This is a genomic window from Mycobacterium sp. (assembly GCF_035274705.1).
Taxonomy (GTDB): Bacteria; Actinomycetota; Actinomycetes; order Mycobacteriales; family Mycobacteriaceae; genus Mycobacterium.
In genome coordinates, this window is record NZ_DATENY010000027.1 from 26,639 (window position 1) to 44,276 (window position 17,638).

General features: G+C 63.6%; 16 protein-coding genes and 2 pseudogenes. 12 read left to right on the forward strand and 6 right to left on the reverse strand.

Translation table 11 applies throughout. The annotated features are described in order from the left end of the window. Positions 1-20 precede the first annotated feature (20 nt). Positions 21-1,115, reverse strand: a complete 1,095-nt coding sequence (locus VJV41_RS07050; RefSeq protein ID WP_325332588.1) for an amidohydrolase family protein — start codon at positions 1,113-1,115, stop codon at positions 21-23. Between the two features lie 277 nt (positions 1,116-1,392). Between VJV41_RS07050 and VJV41_RS07055 the strand changes: the two genes are divergently transcribed. Further along, positions 1,393-2,385, forward strand: coding sequence for an acyl-CoA dehydrogenase family protein (locus VJV41_RS07055; protein ID WP_325332500.1), 993 nt, complete (start codon positions 1,393-1,395; stop codon positions 2,383-2,385). After that, positions 2,385-3,572, forward strand: a complete 1,188-nt coding sequence (locus VJV41_RS07060) for an acyl-CoA dehydrogenase family protein (RefSeq protein ID WP_325332502.1) — start codon at positions 2,385-2,387, stop codon at positions 3,570-3,572. The genes VJV41_RS07055 and VJV41_RS07060 overlap by 1 nt, the downstream gene beginning before the upstream one ends. An 11-nt stretch (positions 3,573-3,583) precedes the next feature. On the opposite strand, the gene VJV41_RS07065 is transcribed toward VJV41_RS07060, so the two are convergent. The 5 genes from VJV41_RS07065 to VJV41_RS07085 all read right to left on the reverse strand — a co-directional run bounded on the left by VJV41_RS07065 (position 3,584) and on the right by VJV41_RS07085 (position 7,352). Continuing rightward, positions 3,584-4,024 carry a hypothetical protein gene (locus VJV41_RS07065; protein WP_325332504.1) on the reverse strand — a complete coding sequence of 147 codons (441 nt, stop codon included), beginning with the start codon at positions 4,022-4,024 and terminating at the stop codon, positions 3,584-3,586. A gap of 67 nt (positions 4,025-4,091) precedes the next feature. Then, positions 4,092-5,441, reverse strand: coding sequence for a cytochrome P450 (locus VJV41_RS07070; RefSeq protein WP_325332590.1), 1,350 nt, complete (start codon positions 5,439-5,441; stop codon positions 4,092-4,094). Positions 5,442-5,553: 112 nt separating this feature from the next. Then, on the reverse strand, positions 5,554-5,748 hold the full coding sequence (locus VJV41_RS07075) for a ferredoxin (RefSeq protein ID WP_325332506.1): 195 nt from the start codon (positions 5,746-5,748) through the stop codon (positions 5,554-5,556). Positions 5,749-5,761: 13 nt separating this feature from the next. After that, entirely contained in the window at positions 5,762-6,622 is an 861-nt protein-coding gene (locus VJV41_RS07080; RefSeq protein WP_325332508.1) for a mycofactocin-coupled SDR family oxidoreductase, read from the reverse strand. Positions 6,623-6,653: 31 nt separating this feature from the next. Beyond that, positions 6,654-7,352: an SDR family NAD(P)-dependent oxidoreductase gene (locus VJV41_RS07085; RefSeq protein ID WP_325332510.1), complete on the reverse strand. Its 699-nt coding sequence runs from the start codon at positions 7,350-7,352 to the stop codon at positions 6,654-6,656. 249 nt (positions 7,353-7,601) lie between these two features. Here VJV41_RS07085 and VJV41_RS07090 point away from each other — a divergent pair, with 249 nt between their 5' ends. The 10 genes and pseudogenes from VJV41_RS07090 to VJV41_RS07135 all read left to right on the forward strand — a co-directional run bounded on the left by VJV41_RS07090 (position 7,602) and on the right by VJV41_RS07135 (position 17,588). Further along, a complete protein-coding gene (locus VJV41_RS07090) occupies positions 7,602-9,086 on the forward strand; it encodes an aldehyde dehydrogenase family protein (protein ID WP_325332592.1) in 1,485 nt (494 codons plus the stop codon). Then, on the forward strand, positions 9,086-10,291 hold the full coding sequence (locus VJV41_RS07095) for a CoA transferase (protein WP_325332512.1): 1,206 nt from the start codon (positions 9,086-9,088) through the stop codon (positions 10,289-10,291). The genes VJV41_RS07090 and VJV41_RS07095 overlap by 1 nt, the downstream gene beginning before the upstream one ends. Before the next feature lie 17 nt (positions 10,292-10,308). Further along, positions 10,309-10,554 (forward strand): annotated as a pseudogene (locus VJV41_RS07100) (DNA-binding protein); the annotation flags it as partial. 144 nt (positions 10,555-10,698) lie between these two features. After that, positions 10,699-11,028, forward strand: a pseudogene (locus tag VJV41_RS07105) (thiolase C-terminal domain-containing protein); the annotation flags it as partial. Then, entirely contained in the window at positions 11,015-11,827 is an 813-nt protein-coding gene (locus tag VJV41_RS07110; RefSeq protein ID WP_325332514.1) for an ABC transporter permease, read from the forward strand. The pseudogene VJV41_RS07105 and the gene VJV41_RS07110, both read left to right, overlap by 14 nt. A gap of 4 nt (positions 11,828-11,831) precedes the next feature. After that, entirely contained in the window at positions 11,832-12,689 is an 858-nt protein-coding gene (locus VJV41_RS07115) for an ABC transporter permease (protein ID WP_325332516.1), read from the forward strand. A 9-nt stretch (positions 12,690-12,698) separates the two neighbouring features. Continuing rightward, a complete protein-coding gene (locus VJV41_RS07120) occupies positions 12,699-13,979 on the forward strand; it encodes an MCE family protein (RefSeq protein ID WP_325332518.1) in 1,281 nt (426 codons plus the stop codon). Further along, positions 13,976-15,007 carry an MCE family protein gene (locus VJV41_RS07125; RefSeq protein WP_325332520.1) on the forward strand — a complete coding sequence of 344 codons (1,032 nt, stop codon included), beginning with the start codon at positions 13,976-13,978 and terminating at the stop codon, positions 15,005-15,007. Before VJV41_RS07120 ends, VJV41_RS07125 begins: the two co-directional genes overlap by 4 nt. Next, positions 15,007-16,101: an MCE family protein gene (locus tag VJV41_RS07130; RefSeq protein ID WP_325332522.1), complete on the forward strand. Its 1,095-nt coding sequence runs from the start codon at positions 15,007-15,009 to the stop codon at positions 16,099-16,101. The genes VJV41_RS07125 and VJV41_RS07130 overlap by 1 nt, the downstream gene beginning before the upstream one ends. Next, a complete protein-coding gene (locus tag VJV41_RS07135) occupies positions 16,098-17,588 on the forward strand; it encodes an MCE family protein (protein WP_325332524.1) in 1,491 nt (496 codons plus the stop codon). The genes VJV41_RS07130 and VJV41_RS07135 overlap by 4 nt, the downstream gene beginning before the upstream one ends. The last annotated feature ends 50 nt before the right edge of the window (positions 17,589-17,638 follow it).

The following is a 17,638-nucleotide window of genomic DNA, read 5'->3' on the forward strand; positions in this document are numbered from 1 at the left end:
GATTCTGAGGAACTGTGCGGCTATCCAATTGTGATACCGGCCCCGACGTCTATGCCGTACAGCTCGGCGGCATTTCGCCAGCACAACTTGTCGCGTTGTTCGGTCGTGTACGCGCTGGGCACCTTCAGCTCGTTGAGCTGCCAGTGCGGGTAGCTGGACCCGAACATCACCATGTCGTCCTTGCCGGTGAAGCCGAACCACTCACCCGCGAACTCGGTGTCGCCCGGGCCGTCGAGAGCGCCCTGCACGAAGTAGACATGTCCGGGTAGGTAGTCGCTCGGCATCTTCGGCGCCCACGGCGTCTGTTCGAGGTGTGGCCTGCCGAAGCAGTCCATCCGCCAGATGAACGGCGTGAGTAGGTCGGCCGCTCCGTCGGCCCAGACGAACTTCAGCGCCGGCATTCTTTCGAATACCCCTTCGGCGATCATGTTCATCACGTGATACAGGTAGTTCAGCGCCATGAAGCCGACGTACTGCTCGTAGGTCCGGGTGTTTCCGGAGGGAGTGGGCCCAGCGGAGACGCCAGCGCCGACCTCGATGTGCACGGCCACCGGCAGATTCGCCTCGATCGCCGCCTCCCACAACGGCCAGAACTGTGGCTTGCCGTAGAGATCGCGAGACTGCAGCGGGATTCCGATCTGCACCACCCGCGGGTGATCCTTGTACTTGTCGATCTCGCGCAGTGCACCTGCGATGTCGTCGGGATTGACGCGGATGGTGCCGCGGTATCGGCCGGCATACGCGTTGTCGTCGAGCCAACGCGTCACCAGCATCTCGTTGTGCGCGGCCGCGATCGCCGTACCGAGGTGACGGTCCGGCATGATGCCCCGCGTCATCGGATGCAGGATCGCAACGTCGACGCCGCCGTCTTCGAAGAGTCGGCCGCCGACGAAGTCGGGGTCCGAGCTCGGGTAGCCGCGATCAGGACCCTCGGTGTTCGGTGCGTATTCACCGCCGGGTGCGCCGTACCAGTCCATCTCGTAGTCCGGGAAGCCTCGGCTCCTGAACGGCTCGCGGAGAAAGCTGCGAAGGTCTTTGTTCGACCTCGAGAAGATGTGCACGCTGGCGTCGATGACGGGCGTCTCAAAAGACTGCGCCCCGTCTGGGTGCTGCATCACCAAAGCTGTCCTCCGATGCCATCCGGTCGAGGTGAGCGCCTTCGACCGCAGCGCGAAAAACGCGCCCGATACACCTCAGTGTAAAGCGTTGTTCTTCAATAGCAAGAATCGAGTTCTCAGCGAATCGCTTATCTCTTCGCAGGTGAGAGTGTGTGCTGGTCATTCGACTACGACCGGTTGAGCGAAACGGGGTAGTCACACGAAGAGAACGGGTAAAACATCTAGGGAGAATGCTATTCTCGTATCGACGCGAGATGCCCTCAGGAGTGGCCGAATGTTACTTGAGTTCGATGCTGATCAGCGGCTTTGGCAGGAGACCGTGCGCGACGCGGTGGCCAAGCAATGCCCACCGTCGTTGGTACGCGGTGTGGCCGAGGATGGCGTCGATCCGACACCGCTGTGGAAGACCTACGTCGACGCGGGATGGACGGAACTTGCCCACCCGGAGAACGCCGTCGAGTTGGCGATCGTGCTCGAAGAACTCGGCCGCGCCACCGATCCGACGCCGTTCTTGGCGACGCTGACCCAGTTCGCGCCGCTGGCGGGCGATCGCTTCGACCCCCAGCAGGCGGGCACCGCCGTCTATGGCGGGGTATCCGCCCACCGCGACGCCGAGGGCTGGGTGCTCGAAGGGACGGCACATCATGTCCTCGACGGAGATCGTGCCGAGCGGCTCGCGGTGGTCACGGAAGCCGGCGTGTTCGTGGTGGGCGCCAATGAAGCGGCGATCCGGCGCAGTCCGGTGTTCGACCCTGTGCTGCACATCGCTGAGGTGTCGCTCTGCGGCGTTCGCGTCCCTGATTCCGACCGGCTGCACGTCGACGCGGAAAAGGCCCGTCATGTAGCCCTTACTGGTATGGCGATCACCACCGTCGGGGCCTGCCAGCGCATCCTCGACCTGGTGATCGAGCATGTGAAACAGCGTCACCAGTTCGCCGTGGCAATCGGCTCGTTCCAGGCCGTCCAGCACAAGGCTGTCGACATGCACGTCGCCACCGAACGCGCTCGTGCGCTGTCTTACTTTGCGGCACTGACCATTTCGGTGGACGATCCGCGCCGGCGGCTGGCTGCTGCGATGGCCAAGGCCGCGGCCGGGGAGTGCCAGGCGGTGGTGTTCCGGCACGGTCTGCAGTTGTTCGGCGCCATGGGCTTCACGTGGGAGAACGACCTTCAGTTCGCGCTGAAGCGCGCCAAGGCCGGCGAGCTGCTGCTCGGCGGTGCGGCCGAACATCGCGCGGTTATAGGGAAGGAATACAGGGCCTTCTGATGCAGCTGACTTTTGATTCCGACGTCGAGGAGTTCCGCGCGGAGTTCGTGGCGTTCCTCGACGAACATCTGCCGTCGGAGGCCGAGACGCTGGAGCGGCCGCGGTCGGTGTCCCACATGCCGCAGTGGGCGCGGCGATGGCAGCGCTTGCTGTTCGACAACGGTTGGCTGTTGCCGCCGCAGCCGCCGGAGTTCGGTGGCCGCAACGCCACGGTGCTACAGCATTATGTGCATCTCGAAGAGCTCTGCAAGCGCAGGATCTACCACAGCTTCAACCCGCAGGGTGTGAACATCATTGCGGCGTCGCTGCTTTCGTTCGGCTCCGACGAGCAGAAGCATCGCTGGGCGGTGCCGGTGCTGAAGGCTGAAAAGACAGCATCCCTCGGCATGAGTGAGCCCAGCGCCGGCTCCGATCTGGCGTCTCTGCGTACGCGGGCTGAGTTTGTCTCGGGCGTGGACGGTGACCACTTCGTCGTCAACGGCCAGAAGGTGTGGACGTCCGGCGCCCACGATGCCGACTTCCTGCTGACGTTCGTGCGTACCGACCCGGATGCGCCCAAGCACAGGGGCATCAGTGCGCTGATCATTCCCACGGATACTCCCGGGGTTGTGTGCCGGCCGTTCGCGGACATGTGCGGTGAGGAGAACAAGGACTTCAACGAGGTCTTCTTCACTGACGCCCGCGTGCCCGCGGAGAACCTCGTCGGCCCGCTGAACGGTGGGTGGGGCGTGGCCAACGGGTCGCTCGGGCACGAACGCACGATGATGTGGTTGGGCTTCGCCGACCGGATCGACAACATGATCGCCGATTTCCGGCCACGCACCGAGCTGCAACGCGATCAGTACGCCACGACGATCATCGATTACGTCGCGCTGCGCGCGATGGGTTCCGCTGCCCTGGCCCGGGCTGCCCGAGGAGAGATGGACACCGCTTCGGTGTCGGTGCTCAAGGTGTTCGGATCCGAGGCTGAGCGGCAGGCGTTCGAGAACGCGCTGACCGCCGCGGGGCCCGACGGACTCACTCATCCGTCGACGACGGGGCCGTACGAGCACATGAACCTCGACCACTACTTCTCCAGCTGGTTCGAGCGCTATGCCCGTAGCTTTGGCGGCACGATCGCGGGCGGCACATCCGAGATCCAGCGCAACATCATCGCCACGCAGGTGTTGGGCCTGCCTCGCCGCTGAAATCGCAAGCGCTACAAGCGCTGTAAGGCGAAGGTCCAGAATTGGGACCCGGGCGGACCGTTGAGACAGCCTACGTCGTACTGGGAGTCGATCGTTCCGGCGAGGGTGACCGGGTCCCATGAGTAGGTGTCACGGGTGGGCATGGCGTAACCAGGAAGGCACTGCAAGCCATCGGGGACGTCCACGGTCAACCTGTATTGGCCATCGACGAGGTGCGCTTGGCCGTTGTAGTAGGCATAGAACTTCAGTCGCGGTATCGCGCTGATGGCCAAGCAATCCAGGTTCACCGGCTGCGGACACGCCGAGACGAACCATGCCCACGAAGCTCGGTCGTACCTATTGGTGAGCACGTCGTAATTCCCCAGCTGCATCGAGGCGCTGGCAGGCGGGGCGAGCACTGCCGCAGCCGCAGTAAGCGCTGCCGCCGCGGTCGCTACCTTCACGGACTTCATGGTCGTCCCTTCGTCCATCTCACCCCGACGGCTGCCTATCAAACCACTTCAGCTGCAGGAATTTGGCTCAATCGATGACAGCTGCTTCCTTGCGTTCTGTGATCGGCCGCGCGAGTCCTTGCTCGTCGCAGATCCGTTGGAGCTTGTCGAGAGTTTCGCTGAGTCCGGGTCCGAGTCGCTTGCCCGGCGTGAACGTCGCGGGCAGGTGCTTCATCCCCTGGATGACGCCGATGGTCTCGTAGTGCTCGGTGCGCTCGGGATCGCACACGTAGTCGGGCATCCGATCGAGCACGGCGGTCAGCATCGACTTGAAGACCGTGCGGGCGACGTTCGAGCCGACGCAGCGGTGCACACCGATGCCGAAGCTGAAGTGCCGGTTGCCCTTTCGGTCAAGAACGACCTCGTTGGGCTCGTCGAATACCGACGGATCGCGATTGGCCATGGCCCAGGAGATCCAGAGCCGCTCGCCCTCTTTGAACCTCTGCCCCTCGACCTCGACGTCCTCGGAGAACGTGCGGCCGTCACCCGGTGCCGGCGTGTAGTAGCGCAGAAACTCTTCGGTGGCGGGGTTGAGCAGGGTGTCGCGTTCGCGGCTGAGCAACTCGCGCTGGTCCTGATTCTCCGACAGCCACTCCAGCGCGTGTGCGGTCAGCGCGGTGGTGGTGTCGAAGCCGCCGCCGATGATCAAGCCGAGGTTGCCAAGGATTTCCAGGTCGGGTGCGGGCTCGCCGCCGATCCGCAGTTGCAGCAACGCGTTCACTAGGCCCGGCCGTGGGTTTTCCCGAACCTCCATCATGGTGTTGATCATGTCGATGCCCATCTGCCGGTTCAGCTCGGCGACGCGAGCGGCGTCGGGCGAGTGCTCTGGGGTGGACACCGAAAGGTGCGCGGGTTCGCTGTAAACCGGCCACTTCTTCAGCTCGATGCCCATCATCGCGAGAGTGAGCACCGCGGGCACGATGTTGGCCAGGTCGTCGACGAAGTCGATCTGGCCCGACTCGATTTTCTCGTCGAGCGCTGCGCGCACGATCTCGTCGACGAACGGCTGCCACCGCTTGACCGCGGCGGGGGAGAGGTAAGGGTTCAGCGCACCCCGGTAGGTACTGTGCTCGGGCTCATCCATCTCGAGGATGCCGCCGCGCACGACTGTGGCGCGCTGCGCCTTGGGGATGGTGATGCCCTGATAGGGAGTCTCTCCGGCGAGGTCGTGATGGTTGGACACCCCAGGGCAGCGGGCCAATTCGAAGACATGCTTGCTGTCCGCGGCGACCCAATGCCCGTTGTAAGTCTCCGACCACGCCACCGGGCATTTGGACTGCATTTCCTCGGTGATCTTTTCGAACTGCAGTCGGTACTCGGGTTTATGGCGATCAAAGTAGTAGCGGTTCTTCTTGCGGTCGCCGTCGGCGCCGGTTATGTCGTCAGCACTCTTGACTCTTCGCGCGAGCGGCTCATCGGCGCTCTTGACTCTTCGCGCGAGCGGCTCATCGGCGCTCAAGACGTTGTCTCCCTTGATTTTCGGTTGAAACTCATTCTTCGATCGAGATCGCCTGCTCCGGGCACGAGTGCACGGCTTCGCGCACCGCATCTTCTTGCTCGGGCGGAACGACTTCGTTCACGGGCGACGAGGTGCCGTCAATGTCGCTGAGCTCGAAGGAATCCGGCGCGATCATCGAGCACAGCGTGTGGCCCTGGCAGCGTCCCGAATCAACGAAAACCTTCATGATTTCCCCCGGGTCAGTTGTGGTAGTCGTACCACTTGAGGTAGCCGCCTGCGTCCACGCGCACCTGCATGCCCGTGACGTAGCGGGCCTCGTCTGACGCCAACCACAGCACGGCATTGCTGATGTCGACCGGCTCGATCCACGGCACCTTCATCGCCTGCTGCACATAGAACACCGGCTCCGCGTCCGCCTGAGTGGGGTGCTCCAGGTCGGGCCTGAAGGACTTGTACATCGGTTCGCTTTGCAGCATGTCGGTGTTGCAGTTGGTCGGATGAACGACATTGGCGCGGATGCCGCGCGGCGCCAATTCGGTGGCGAGGTCGTGAACGTAGGCCGAGAGCGCTCGCTTGGAGTGCACGTAGGCCATGCCGCCGGGGTCGTTACCCGGGTCGTTCTTCTGGTGGGTGTCCATCAGCGCCGCGGTGGACCCGGTCGCGACGATGGCCGCGCCCTCTGACAGGTGCGGCAGCGCGACGTTGACCGCGTTGATGGTGCCGATCAGGTTGGTGTTGATGACGTCGACCCAAGCCTGCAGGGGCGGTTGGCCTTTCATGCCTGCGATGCCCGCCTGGGCGACGACGATGTCGACCTTGCCGAACTCGGCGATGCCGCGTTCCAAGGCCTCGCGAAGCTGGCCGGCCTCACGCACGTCGGCCTGAGCCGTCACGATGCCGCGACCGGTCTTCTCGACGAGGTTGGCGGTCTCCTCGAGATCCTCGGGCGTCGCCATCGGGTAGCCGATGGTCGGGATGTCCTGGCACAGGTCGACGGCGATGATGTCCGCGCCTTCTTCGGCGAGCCGGACCGCGTGGCTGCGGCCCTGGCCGCGCGCCGCGCCGGTGACAAATGCGACTTTCCCTTGAACGCGTCCCATTCGAAGATGTCCTTTCCTTATTTCTTTTGTCCTATGTGTTTCGGCCGCCGTTGACGCCCAAGATCTGCCCGGTGATGTAGCCGGCTTCCTCGGAGATCAGAAATGCGCACGCCGCGGCGATGTCCTCGGGCCTGCCGATGCGGCGAACCGGGGTCGCCTCGATGTTCTTTTCGACGACGAGATAGCCGCGCGCTTCGGATTTGCGCAGCATCGGTGTGTCGATGAAGCCAGGCGGCACGGCGTTCACGGTGATGCCCGCGGGCCCGTACTCAAGTGCAAGCGACTTGGTCAGCCCGTTGACCGCCGACTTCGCGGCCACATAGGGAGACATGTACGGCTGCCCGGAGTGCGTGCTCGATGAGGAGATGTTGACGATGCGTCCCCAGCCGGCCTCGATCATGTCGGGCAGTACCGCCTGGATGCAGTGGAAGACGCCGTTGAGGTTGACGTCGATCACCCGCTGCCAATCCTCGAATGTGATGTCGGTGAACCGCTTGAACTTCTCGAGTCCGGCGGCATTCACCAGCACCGTCACCGGTCCGAGTTGAGCGCGGATGGCGTCGAGTACCTCATGTACCGCTGCGCGGTCTGTGACGTCGGCGACGAAAGCGAACTGGGCATCTGAGGGGGTGAGGTCGACGGTGGCGACATGTAAGCCGTCGGCGCGCAGCCGTTGGGCGACGGCTTGTCCGATGCCGGAGCCGCCACCTGTCACAACTGCGGTCTTCACGCGGTGGCCTCAGTTATCAAGAATCATCCTTCCGATTATGAGAACCGTACTCTCGGCAACTGCGATCTCGCAAGACAGTAGGGGAATCGGATTCGCACTGGTGAGACGTTTGTGGACGGTTTGTCGCAGCATGAATTGCAGGCAGCTGGAGTTCCGTGCATCTGCTTGAGTTCTCCCTCTGCGAATGTATGATTCGCCGAGGATGAGAATGAAGTTTCCATCACATTGCGATGAATGCTGAGGAGGATGATGCAGGAAACGGCCACCATCTCGAGTGACCGAGCCGGCTCAGCGACAGCGGATCGGCGCCTGCTGATCGACGGAAGGCTGCTCGAGACCGACCGCACGTTTCCTTCTCTCAATCCCGCCACGGGTGCCGTCCTCGGCTATGCGCCGGACGCAACGGTCAGTGACGCCGAGGCGGCCATCGCCGCGGCGCGGCGGGCGTTCGACACGACCGACTGGTCGACCAACACCGAACTGCGCATCCGCTGCCTCGAACAGTTTCACCAGTCACTGGTGGACCACCGCGACGAGCTGGCCGAGCTGACCATCGCCGAGGTGGGGGCCACCCCCGCGCTGATCGCGGGTCCGCAGTTGGACCAGCCGGTCGAGATCGTCAGGTATTACGCCGATCTGCTGAAGAGCTATCCGATGACCGAAGACCTCGGAAACATCGAGAGCCGCGGTCTGCAGCACCACCGTTGGGTAGAGAAAGAAGCCGCCGGTGTGGTCGCGGCGATCATTGCCTACAACTATCCGAACCAGCTTGCGCTGGCCAAGCTCGCACCGGCGCTCGCCGCGGGCTGCACGGTGATTCTCAAGGCCGCACCGGACACGCCGCTGGTCACACTCGCGTTGGGCGAATTGATCGCAAACCACACCGACATTCCCTCGGGTGTGGTGAACGTGTTGAGCGGCGCGAACCCGGAAGTCGGTGCCGTGCTGACCACGAGCCCAGACGTGGACATGGTCACCTTCACTGGCTCCACACCAACCGGGCGCCGGATCATGTCTGCGGCCAGCGAGACGCTCAAGCGCGTCTTCCTCGAACTGGGCGGCAAGTCCGCTGCGATCGTGCTGGACGACGCCGACTTCAACACCGCGGCGATGTTCTCCGCATTTTCGATGGTCAGCCACGCCGGGCAGGGCTGCGCACTCACGTCGCGCTTGCTTGTGCCACGCAAGAGCCACGACGAGATCGTCGAGCTGATCAAGAACAACTTCGCTTTGGTCCGCTACGGCGACCCGGCCGACCCCGCGACGTATATGGGCCCGCTGATCAGTGAGAAGCAACGCGACAAGGTCGACGGGATGGTAAAGCGTGCCGTCGAAGCCGGGGCCACGCTGGCAACCGGCGGCGAAAAGGTCGACCCCGGCTACTTCTATACGCCAACGCTGCTGACCGATGTCGACCCCGACAGCGAGATCGCCCAGGAGGAAGTGTTCGGGCCGGTGCTCGTGGTCATCGCCTATGAGGGCGACGACGACGCGGTGCGCATCGCGAACAACTCGATCTACGGGCTCTCCGGCGCGGTGTTCGGCAGCCAAGACCGGGCGCTCGCCGTGGCGCGCCGCATCCGGACCGGAACCTTCTCCATCAACGGCGGCAACTACTTCAGTCCTGATAGCCCGTTCGGCGGCTACAAGCAGTCCGGCATCGGCCGGGAGATGGGCTCGGCCGGCCTCGAGGAATTCCTGGAATCCAAGACGTACGCGACGGTGGTCGGCTGATGCGCCCGTTGGAGGGCATCCGCGTCCTCGAGGTCGCGATGTACGGGTTCGTCCCGTCGGCGGGAGCCGTGCTCGGCGAGTGGGGTGCCGACATCATCAAGGTCGAGCACGCCGTTACCGGTGATCCCCAACGTGGGCTACGGCAGACAGGCCCGCTGCGTGTCGAAGGTGACCCCAACCCCAACATCGAGCACGCCAACCGCGGCAAGCGAAGCATCGGCCTGGATATGTCGGTGCCCGAGGGGCGCGAGATACTGCTGGTGCTGGCGAAAAAGGCCGATGTGTTCTTGACCAGCTTCCTGCCCGGCCACCGCCAGAAGTTCGGCATCGACGTCGATGATGTCCGGGCCGTGAACCCGAACATCATCTACGCCAGGGGCAGCGCGCTCGGGCCCCGCGGTGAGGAGTCGGTCAAGGGTGGCTACGACATGACCGCCTTCTGGTGCCGCGCAGGCACCGCGGCGACCATCACCCCGCCGGGCATCGAGGGCATGATCGGCCCGCCGGGACCCGCCTACGGCGACACCATCTCCGGCACCAACCTGGCAGGCGGGATCGCGGCCGCGCTTCTCAGACGGGAGCGCACTGGCGAGCCGTCAATCGTTGACGTATCCCTGTTGGGCAGCGGCTTGTGGTCGATGGGTCACACGGTGGCGCTGACGAGCCACCTCAACCAACTCATGGTGCAACCACCGCCCGGTGTCCATGGTTCGCCGATCAATCCGCTCGTGGGCGTGTACCCGACCGCCGATGATCGCTACATCTCCTTCGTGATGATGCAGCCGACCAAGTTCTGGGCCGACGTGTGCAGGCACATGGATCTGGATGACCTTGTCGATGATCCGCGCTTCGCCACCGCGGAGTCGATCGCGGAGAACACCGCGGACGCGGCGGAAATCCTGCGGGAGGCGATGGCCAAGCGGACGCTGCCGGAGTGGAGTGAGCGGTTCGCGACGCTGGCCGGACCGTGGGCCCCGGTGCAGGACACCTTGCAGGCTGCCAACGATGCCCAGATTCGCGCGAACGAATACATCGTCTCCACGGGTGAGCTCGAATTGGTCGCGAACCCGGTGCAGTTCGATGTCAGCGCTCCCCAAACGGGACCAGCGCCCGGTTTTGCGGAGCAGACTGACGAAATCCTGCTGGAACTCGGCTTGGATTGGGACCGCATCATCGAGCTCAAGACCGCCGGCGCCGTCACCTAGGTTCTGGAGAGATCTCAATGCCCTACGTTGCGTCGATCGGCACGTACCTGCCTTGTTGGGGTGCGCCCCCGCACCGGGTCGCCGGTGACGACGAGGACGCGATCACCCTTGCGGTCGAAGCCGGTCGCGCCGCGCTGTTAGCCAGTGGTGCGGTTGACCGAGTTGTTCTGGTCAGCCGCGATATGCCGCTGCTGGAAAGCAATAATGCGGCGGTACTCCTCGCTGGTCTCGGGCTCGATCCCGAACTCGAGGTCGACGAACGGGCATTTGAAGCCAAAACCCGTTGGGAGGCAGGAAGGTTCGCCGATGCGCCCGACGGAGAGGGAGCACTGGACTTCCCGCCCCGCTACCGGCTTTCCGCCGACGGTGCGCTGGCCACCGACTACGAGCTGATCCCGTTGCCGCGCAAAGTTCACGATTTCTTCACGGGAATCGAGCTGATCAGTTATGAAGATCTCGGCTTTGCCGAGCGGTTCGGGGGCTACAAGCTTGTCGAGGCTGAGGTGACAAGTGTCGGCGGCGCCCTGCCGGTGAACCCCAGCGGGGGACTCAAGGCCAAAGGCCATCCCCCCGGGGCCACGGGTGTGGCACAGTGCGTGGAACTTTTCGCGCAACTCCGAGGAGAGGCGGCCAACCAGGTGGATGGCGCACGAGTTGCGTTGGCGCACAACATCGGAGGACCGACAGCGGTGTCGGCCGTCACCATCCTGGAGGGATCGACCAATGGCGCGAGGTAGCGGGCCGGAACGGTGGTCTGCCGGGCTGCCAAGCATCCGCAACTTCTCCGGCCCGATGCAGGCGGTCGGCGGGTTGTTCGCGATGTCGGCCGACGCGGTGCGGTTCATCTTCCGGCGGCCCTTTCAGTGGCGGGAATTCTTAGAGCAGTCCTGGTTCGTGGCGCGCGTGGCGCTGGCGCCGACGTTGTTGGTGGCGATCCCGTTCACGGTGTTGGTGAGCTTCACACTCAACATCTTGTTGCGCGAGCTAGGCGCTGCGGATCTGTCGGGCGCCGGTGCGGCCTTTGGTGCGGTGACGCAGGTGGGCCCGCTGGTGACTGTGCTGATCGTGGCGGGTGCGGGCGCCACCGCGATGTGCGCCGATCTCGGTTCGCGCACGATCCGCGAAGAGATCGACGCGATGGAGGTGTTGGGCATCGATCCGGTGCAACGGTTGGTGACACCGCGGATGCTGGCCTCGGGCTTGGTGGCGCTGTTGCTCAACAGCTTGGTGGTCATCATCGGGATCCTGGGCGGCTACACGTTTTCGGTGTTCATCCAAGACGTCAACCCGGGTGCGTTCGCCGCGGGTATCACGCTGTTGACCGGGGTACCGGAGGTGATCATCTCCTGTGTGAAGGCCGCGCTGTTCGGTTTGATCGCCGGTCTAGTGGCCTGCTATCGCGGGTTGACTATCACCGGAGGCGGCGCCAAGGCGGTCGGCAACGCCGTCAACGAGACTGTGGTGTATGCGTTTATGGCGCTTTTCGTGATCAATGTGGTCGTCACGGCTATCGGTATCCGGATGACGACGGGATAGCGCGATGGGCACGATGACAATTCTGCGGTCGACGTATCCGCGTCTGACCCGGCAGTTTCGGCGGCCGACCGATCTGTTGGGCCGCATCGGCGATCACATGCTGTTCTACGTCAAGGCGCTGGCGGGTACGCCGCACGCGGCGGTGCATTTCCGTCGTGAGATCATTCGATTGATCGCCGAAATCTCCATGGGTGCAGGCACATTGGCGATGATCGGCGGGACCGTGGTCATCGTCGGGTTCCTCACCCTGGCGGCCGGTGGAACGCTTGCGGTGCAGGGGTATTCCTCGCTGGGCAATATCGGCATCGAAGCGTTGACCGGGTTCCTCGCCGCTTTCATCAATGTGCGCATCTCCGCACCGGTGGTGGCGGGCATCGGTCTGGCCGCCACCTTCGGTGCCGGTGTCACCGCGCAGTTAGGGGCGATGCGGATCAATGAGGAGATCGACGCTCTGGAATCGATGGGCATCCGCCCCGTGGAATACCTGGTGTCGACCCGGATCGTGGCGGGCATGATCGCGATCACCCCGCTCTATTCGATCGCGGTCATCCTGAGCTTCGTCGCAAGCCAGTTCACCACCGTGGTGTTGTTCGGGCAGTCCGGTGGCCTGTATGACCACTACTTCAACACGTTCCTGAATCCGATCGACCTGTTGTGGTCGTTTCTGCAGGCGGTGTTGATGGCGATCACGATCCTGTTGATCCATACCTACTTCGGCTATTTCGCCTCTGGCGGTCCATCCGGTGTCGGGTCCGCAGTGGGCAACGCGGTGCGCACATCGCTTGTCGTGGTGGTCTCGGTGACGCTTCTGGTATCGCTAGCCATCTACGGTTCCAACGGCAACTTCAACCTGTCCGGGTAGGGAGAGAAGTTGACGCGAAATCTTGGGCCCGGTCCGGCGCACCGCTCGGAGACCACCAGCGCCGCAACGCCTGTCGGCGGACGTCCCGGCCGGCATTTCGGGACGAGCGGCTACATTCGGCCGCTCGCGGGCCTGGGAACCGTTGTGGCGATTGCCGCGATATTCGCACTTGCCGTCTCGCTCTTCCGGGGCAGCTTTACCCCAACCACTCCGATCACGGTGATTTCGGACCGCGCCGGCCTGGTGATGAATCCCGACGCCAAGGTGAAGATGCGCGGCGTCGAGGTGGGCAAGGTGAGTTCCATCGAGGCCCGACCGGACGGCACCGCGGCGATCCACCTGGCGATGGATCCGAACCAATTGCATCTCATACCGTCCAACGTCGCGGTCGACATCGCTTCCACGACCGTGTTCGGCGCGAAGTCCGTGCAGCTCGAGGCGCCGCCGGACCCATCCCCGCAGAGATTGCATGCGGGACAAGTGATTCAGAGTCAGCATGTTGTCGTCGAAATCAACACCGTCTTCCAGCAACTCGTCGCGGTCCTGGACAAGATCGACCCCGTCAAGCTGAACCAGACCCTCGGTGCGATAGCCAAGGCGTTCAATGGCCGCGGCGAAAAGCTCGGCAAGACTATCTCGGACTTCAACGCGTTCCTCGCCAAAATCGAACCGAGCCTGCCGAATCTGAGCCACGACATCGAGACCGCTGTCCCGGTGTTCACCGCCTACGCCGATGCGGCGCCCGACCTGATCACGACCGTGGAGAGCTCGACCACCATCAGTCGCAGCATCGTCGAGGAGGAGCAGAACCTCGATGCCTTCCTGGTCAGCTCGATCGGTCTGGCCGATATCGGCAATGATGTGATCGGCGCCAACCGCCAGGCGTTGACGGACACGCTGCGCCTCTTCGTGCCAACCACCGATCTATTGAGCAGGTATCACGAAGCATTGGGATGCGGCCTCGGGGGACTCGTTCCTTTCGCGAGGTCGGTGCCCCAGTTCTCGAGTGTGTTGGTATCGGCAGCCATCACCATGGGTGTGGAACGCTATCGCTATCCGCAGGATCTGCCGAAGGTTGCTGCGAAGGGCGGCCCGTACTGCAAGGAACTGGGCCTGCCCGAACTGCCGCCGGAGTTCCGCCCGCCGCTACTCATCACTGACAGCGGCACCAACCCGGTGAAGTACGGGAACCAGGGCATCTTGCTCAACTCCGATGCCCTCAAGCAGTGGCTGTTTGGGCCGATCCCCGGACCGCCTCGCAACACCGGACAGATCGGGCAACCGGGATGAAAACGCGCGCGACAGGGACGCTGATCAAGTTCACGATATTCGCGGTCGTGATGGCGGTGCTGACGGCCTTCCTGTTCTTCATCTTCGGACAGGTCAGAACAGGCCCGACGAGCGGGTATTCGGCAGTATTCTCCGACGCGTCCCGGCTGGCACCGGGAGACACCGTGCGCGTCGCGGGTCTTCGTGTCGGCACAGTGGACGAAGTGTCGTTGCAGAGCGACCGCACGGTGCTTGTGAAATTCGATGCTGACCGCAACATCCGGTTGACGACCGGCACCAAGGCCGCGATCCGCTATCTCAACCTGGTCGGCGACCGATATCTCGAACTCGTCGACAGTCCGGGATCGACGAAGATACTTCCTGCTGGGTCGCAGTTACCCGAGGATCGCACAGCTCCCGCTCTGGACCTCGACCTGCTGCTCGGCGGCTTGAAACCTGTTATCCAGGGCCTGAATCCGCGGGATGTGAACGCGTTGACGGCGTCGCTCGTTCAGGTGTTCCAGGGCCAGGGCGGGACGCTGGAATCGCTGTTGTCGAATGCGTCGTCGTTCTCGAACTCGCTCGCGGACAACAACCAGGTGATCGAGCAGCTGATCGACGACCTGCGGGCCGTGCTGGACACCTTGTCGAAGGATGGCGACGACTTCTCGGGGGCGATCGACCGACTCGAGCAACTCATCAAGGGCCTGTCCAATGACAGGGATCCGATCGGAACCGCGATCGAGCAGTTGGACAACGGAACCGCCTCGGTCGCCGATCTCCTCGGTCAGGCGCGGCCACCGCTTGCCGGCACTGTCGACAGGCTGAACAGTCTCGCCACCAACATCGACAACGACAAAGATCGCCTCAACGACAGCATCGGGCGCTTGCCCGAGATTTATCGCAAGCTTGCTCGCGTGGGCTCTTACGGCAGCTTCTTCCCGTATTACATCTGCGGAATCGCCTTCCGCGCCAGCGACCTTCAGGGCCGGACCGTTCAGTTTCCCTGGATCAAACAAGAAACGGGAAGGTGTGCGGAGACGAGCTGATGCTGAGATACCACGGAACCCAACTCATCAGGGCAGGCTTCATCGGCGTTGTCCTGATCATCCTTGTCATCGCGATCGGATTACAGCCTGAGCGGCTGCTGCAGTGGGCGACGGCGATCAGATACCAGGCGTTGTTCTCCGAGGCGGGCGGCCTGACCGTTGGAAATGACGTGACGGTATCGGGCATCAAGGTCGGTTCGGTCTCAAGTGTCGAGCTCGACAACGGCGACGCGTTGGTCGGCTTCACCATCGAAGGCAAGTACGCCCTCGGGTCGGACACCACGGCCCACATTCGCACGGGAACATTGCTCGGCGAGCGCGTCTTGGCGTTGGACTCGGCGGGCAGCGGCACCCTCGATCCGCAGCACGTGATTCCGACGACGCGAACGTCGTCGCCGTATTCGCTGACCGACGCGGTCAGCGAGCTCACCGCCAACACCGCCGCCACCGACACCGAGAGCCTGAACCAGTCTCTCGACACGCTATCGGCGACGCTCGACCAGATCGCTCCGCAGCTGGGTCCGACGTTTGATGGCCTGTCCCGGCTATCGCGGTCGCTGAACAACCGCAACGAAAGCCTGGCAGAGCTGTTCAAGACCGCGGGTGACGTCACGGGGATCTTGTCCGAACGCAGCCAGCAGGTGGACAGCCTGATCCTCAATGCAACCGATCTGCTCGCGGTGCTCAACGAGCGTCGGCAGGCGATCGTGAGCCTGCTCGCCAACACCTTCGCGGTGGCGCGTGAACTGTCGGGTCTGGTGAAGGACAACGAGAAACAATTGGCGCCCGCACTCGAGAGACTGAACCGCATCACCGAAATGCTGGAAAAAAACCGCGACAACATCGCCAAGGCACTTCCTGGTCTGGCCAAATACGAACTAACCCAAAGCGAGATCGTGGCGAACGGTGCCTACTACAACGCACTCGTGCCCAATATCCAACCTGCGCAGCTTCTCCAGCCGTTCCTCGACTACGCCTTCGGGTTCAGGCGAGGGGTCAACGCCGGCCAGCCACCGGACAATGCCGGGCCACGGGCTGAGTTGCCGTTCCCGGTCAACGGCATTCCGCAACCAGGAGACCTTCCGCCGCGATGAACAGAAAAAGACTCGTCACCGTCGCGGCCATCGCGCTGGGCGTCGCCCTCGTCGCGGGCGCAGTGTTGTTGGTGCGCCAGGCGTTCTTCGGCCCCAACAGGATCACCGCGTACTTCCCGACCGCCACGTCGACCTACCCGGGCGACGAGGTGCGCGTCTCGGGCGTGAAGGTTGGCACGATCGATTCGATCACGCCCGAGGGCACGCAGACGAAGATGATCCTCAAGGTCGATAGGGATGTGCCGATTCCGGCCGACGCCAAGGCCGTGATCGTTGCCCAGAACCTCGTTGCGGCCCGCTACGTCCAGCTCACGCCGGCCTACCGGAATGGTGCCGGACCGACCATGCGTGACGGTGGAGTCATTCCCAGCGACCGCACCGCGGTCCCCGTCGAATGGGACGAGGTCAAGGCCCAATTGATGCGCCTGGCAACGGAACTGGGCCCCAAGAGTGACGTGTCGGGTACATCCGTCTCCCGGTTCATCGACAGTGCTGCGAACGCCTTGGACGGTAACGGCGCAAAGCTTCGGGAGACGATCGCGCAATTGTCCGGTGCGGCGCGAATTTTCGCCGAGGGCAGCGGCAACATTGTCGACATCATCAAGAACCTGCAGACGTTCGTCACGGCGCTGCGTGACAGCAACAAACAGATAGTGCTGTTCCAGAATCGGTTGGCCAGCCTGAGTAGCGTCGTGAACGACAGCAGGTCCGATCTGGACGCCGCACTGAACGAGCTGCCTGGCGCGATCGCGGATGTGCAGCGGTTCGTCGCGGGCAGCCGGAATCAGACCGCCGAGCAGATCAGAAGCCTGGGCGCCGTGACGCAGAACCTGGTCGACCAACACATGGCTTTTGAGAACATTCTTCACGTCGCACCGACCGCGATCGCCAATTACGAGAACATCTACTATCCAGCGTCTGGCGGCGTGACCGGAGCGTTCTCATTGGCCAACTTCTCGAACCCGGTTTGGTTCGTCTGCGGTCTGATCGGCGGTATCGAGAACACCACCGCACCGGAGACGGCGAAACTGTGCGAGCAATACCTGGGTCCCGCGCTGCGGTTACTGAACTTCAACGGCCTGCCGTTGCCGATCAACCCATACCTGCGCCCGATACCGAGCCCGGGCAAGCTCCTCTACACCGACCCGAAGCTTGCGCCAGGAGGAGCAGGGCCCGGCGACGCACCCGAGCCTCCGCCGATGGTGTCGGCCTACACCGGCATGGGCGATGTTCCGCCACCGCTGGGCTGGGGAGTCCCGCAGCCTCCGGGGCAGGGGATGTACGGACACGACGAAGTGCCTGCCATCACGTCGCCGGCACTGTTCCCCGGCGCGCCGATTCCGGGCCCGCCCAACGTGAACACGGGAACCGCGCCCACCGTCGACAGCATGCTGCTTCCGGCGACCCCGCCGCCGGGCGCTCCACCGGCCCAACCGGTTTCACCCGATGCACCCCTCTTACCGGCTGAAGGGATGCCACCCTCATGATTCGCACCGCGCACGCATGGGGGTACCGCCCGCCCGAAGGGCAGGGGGAG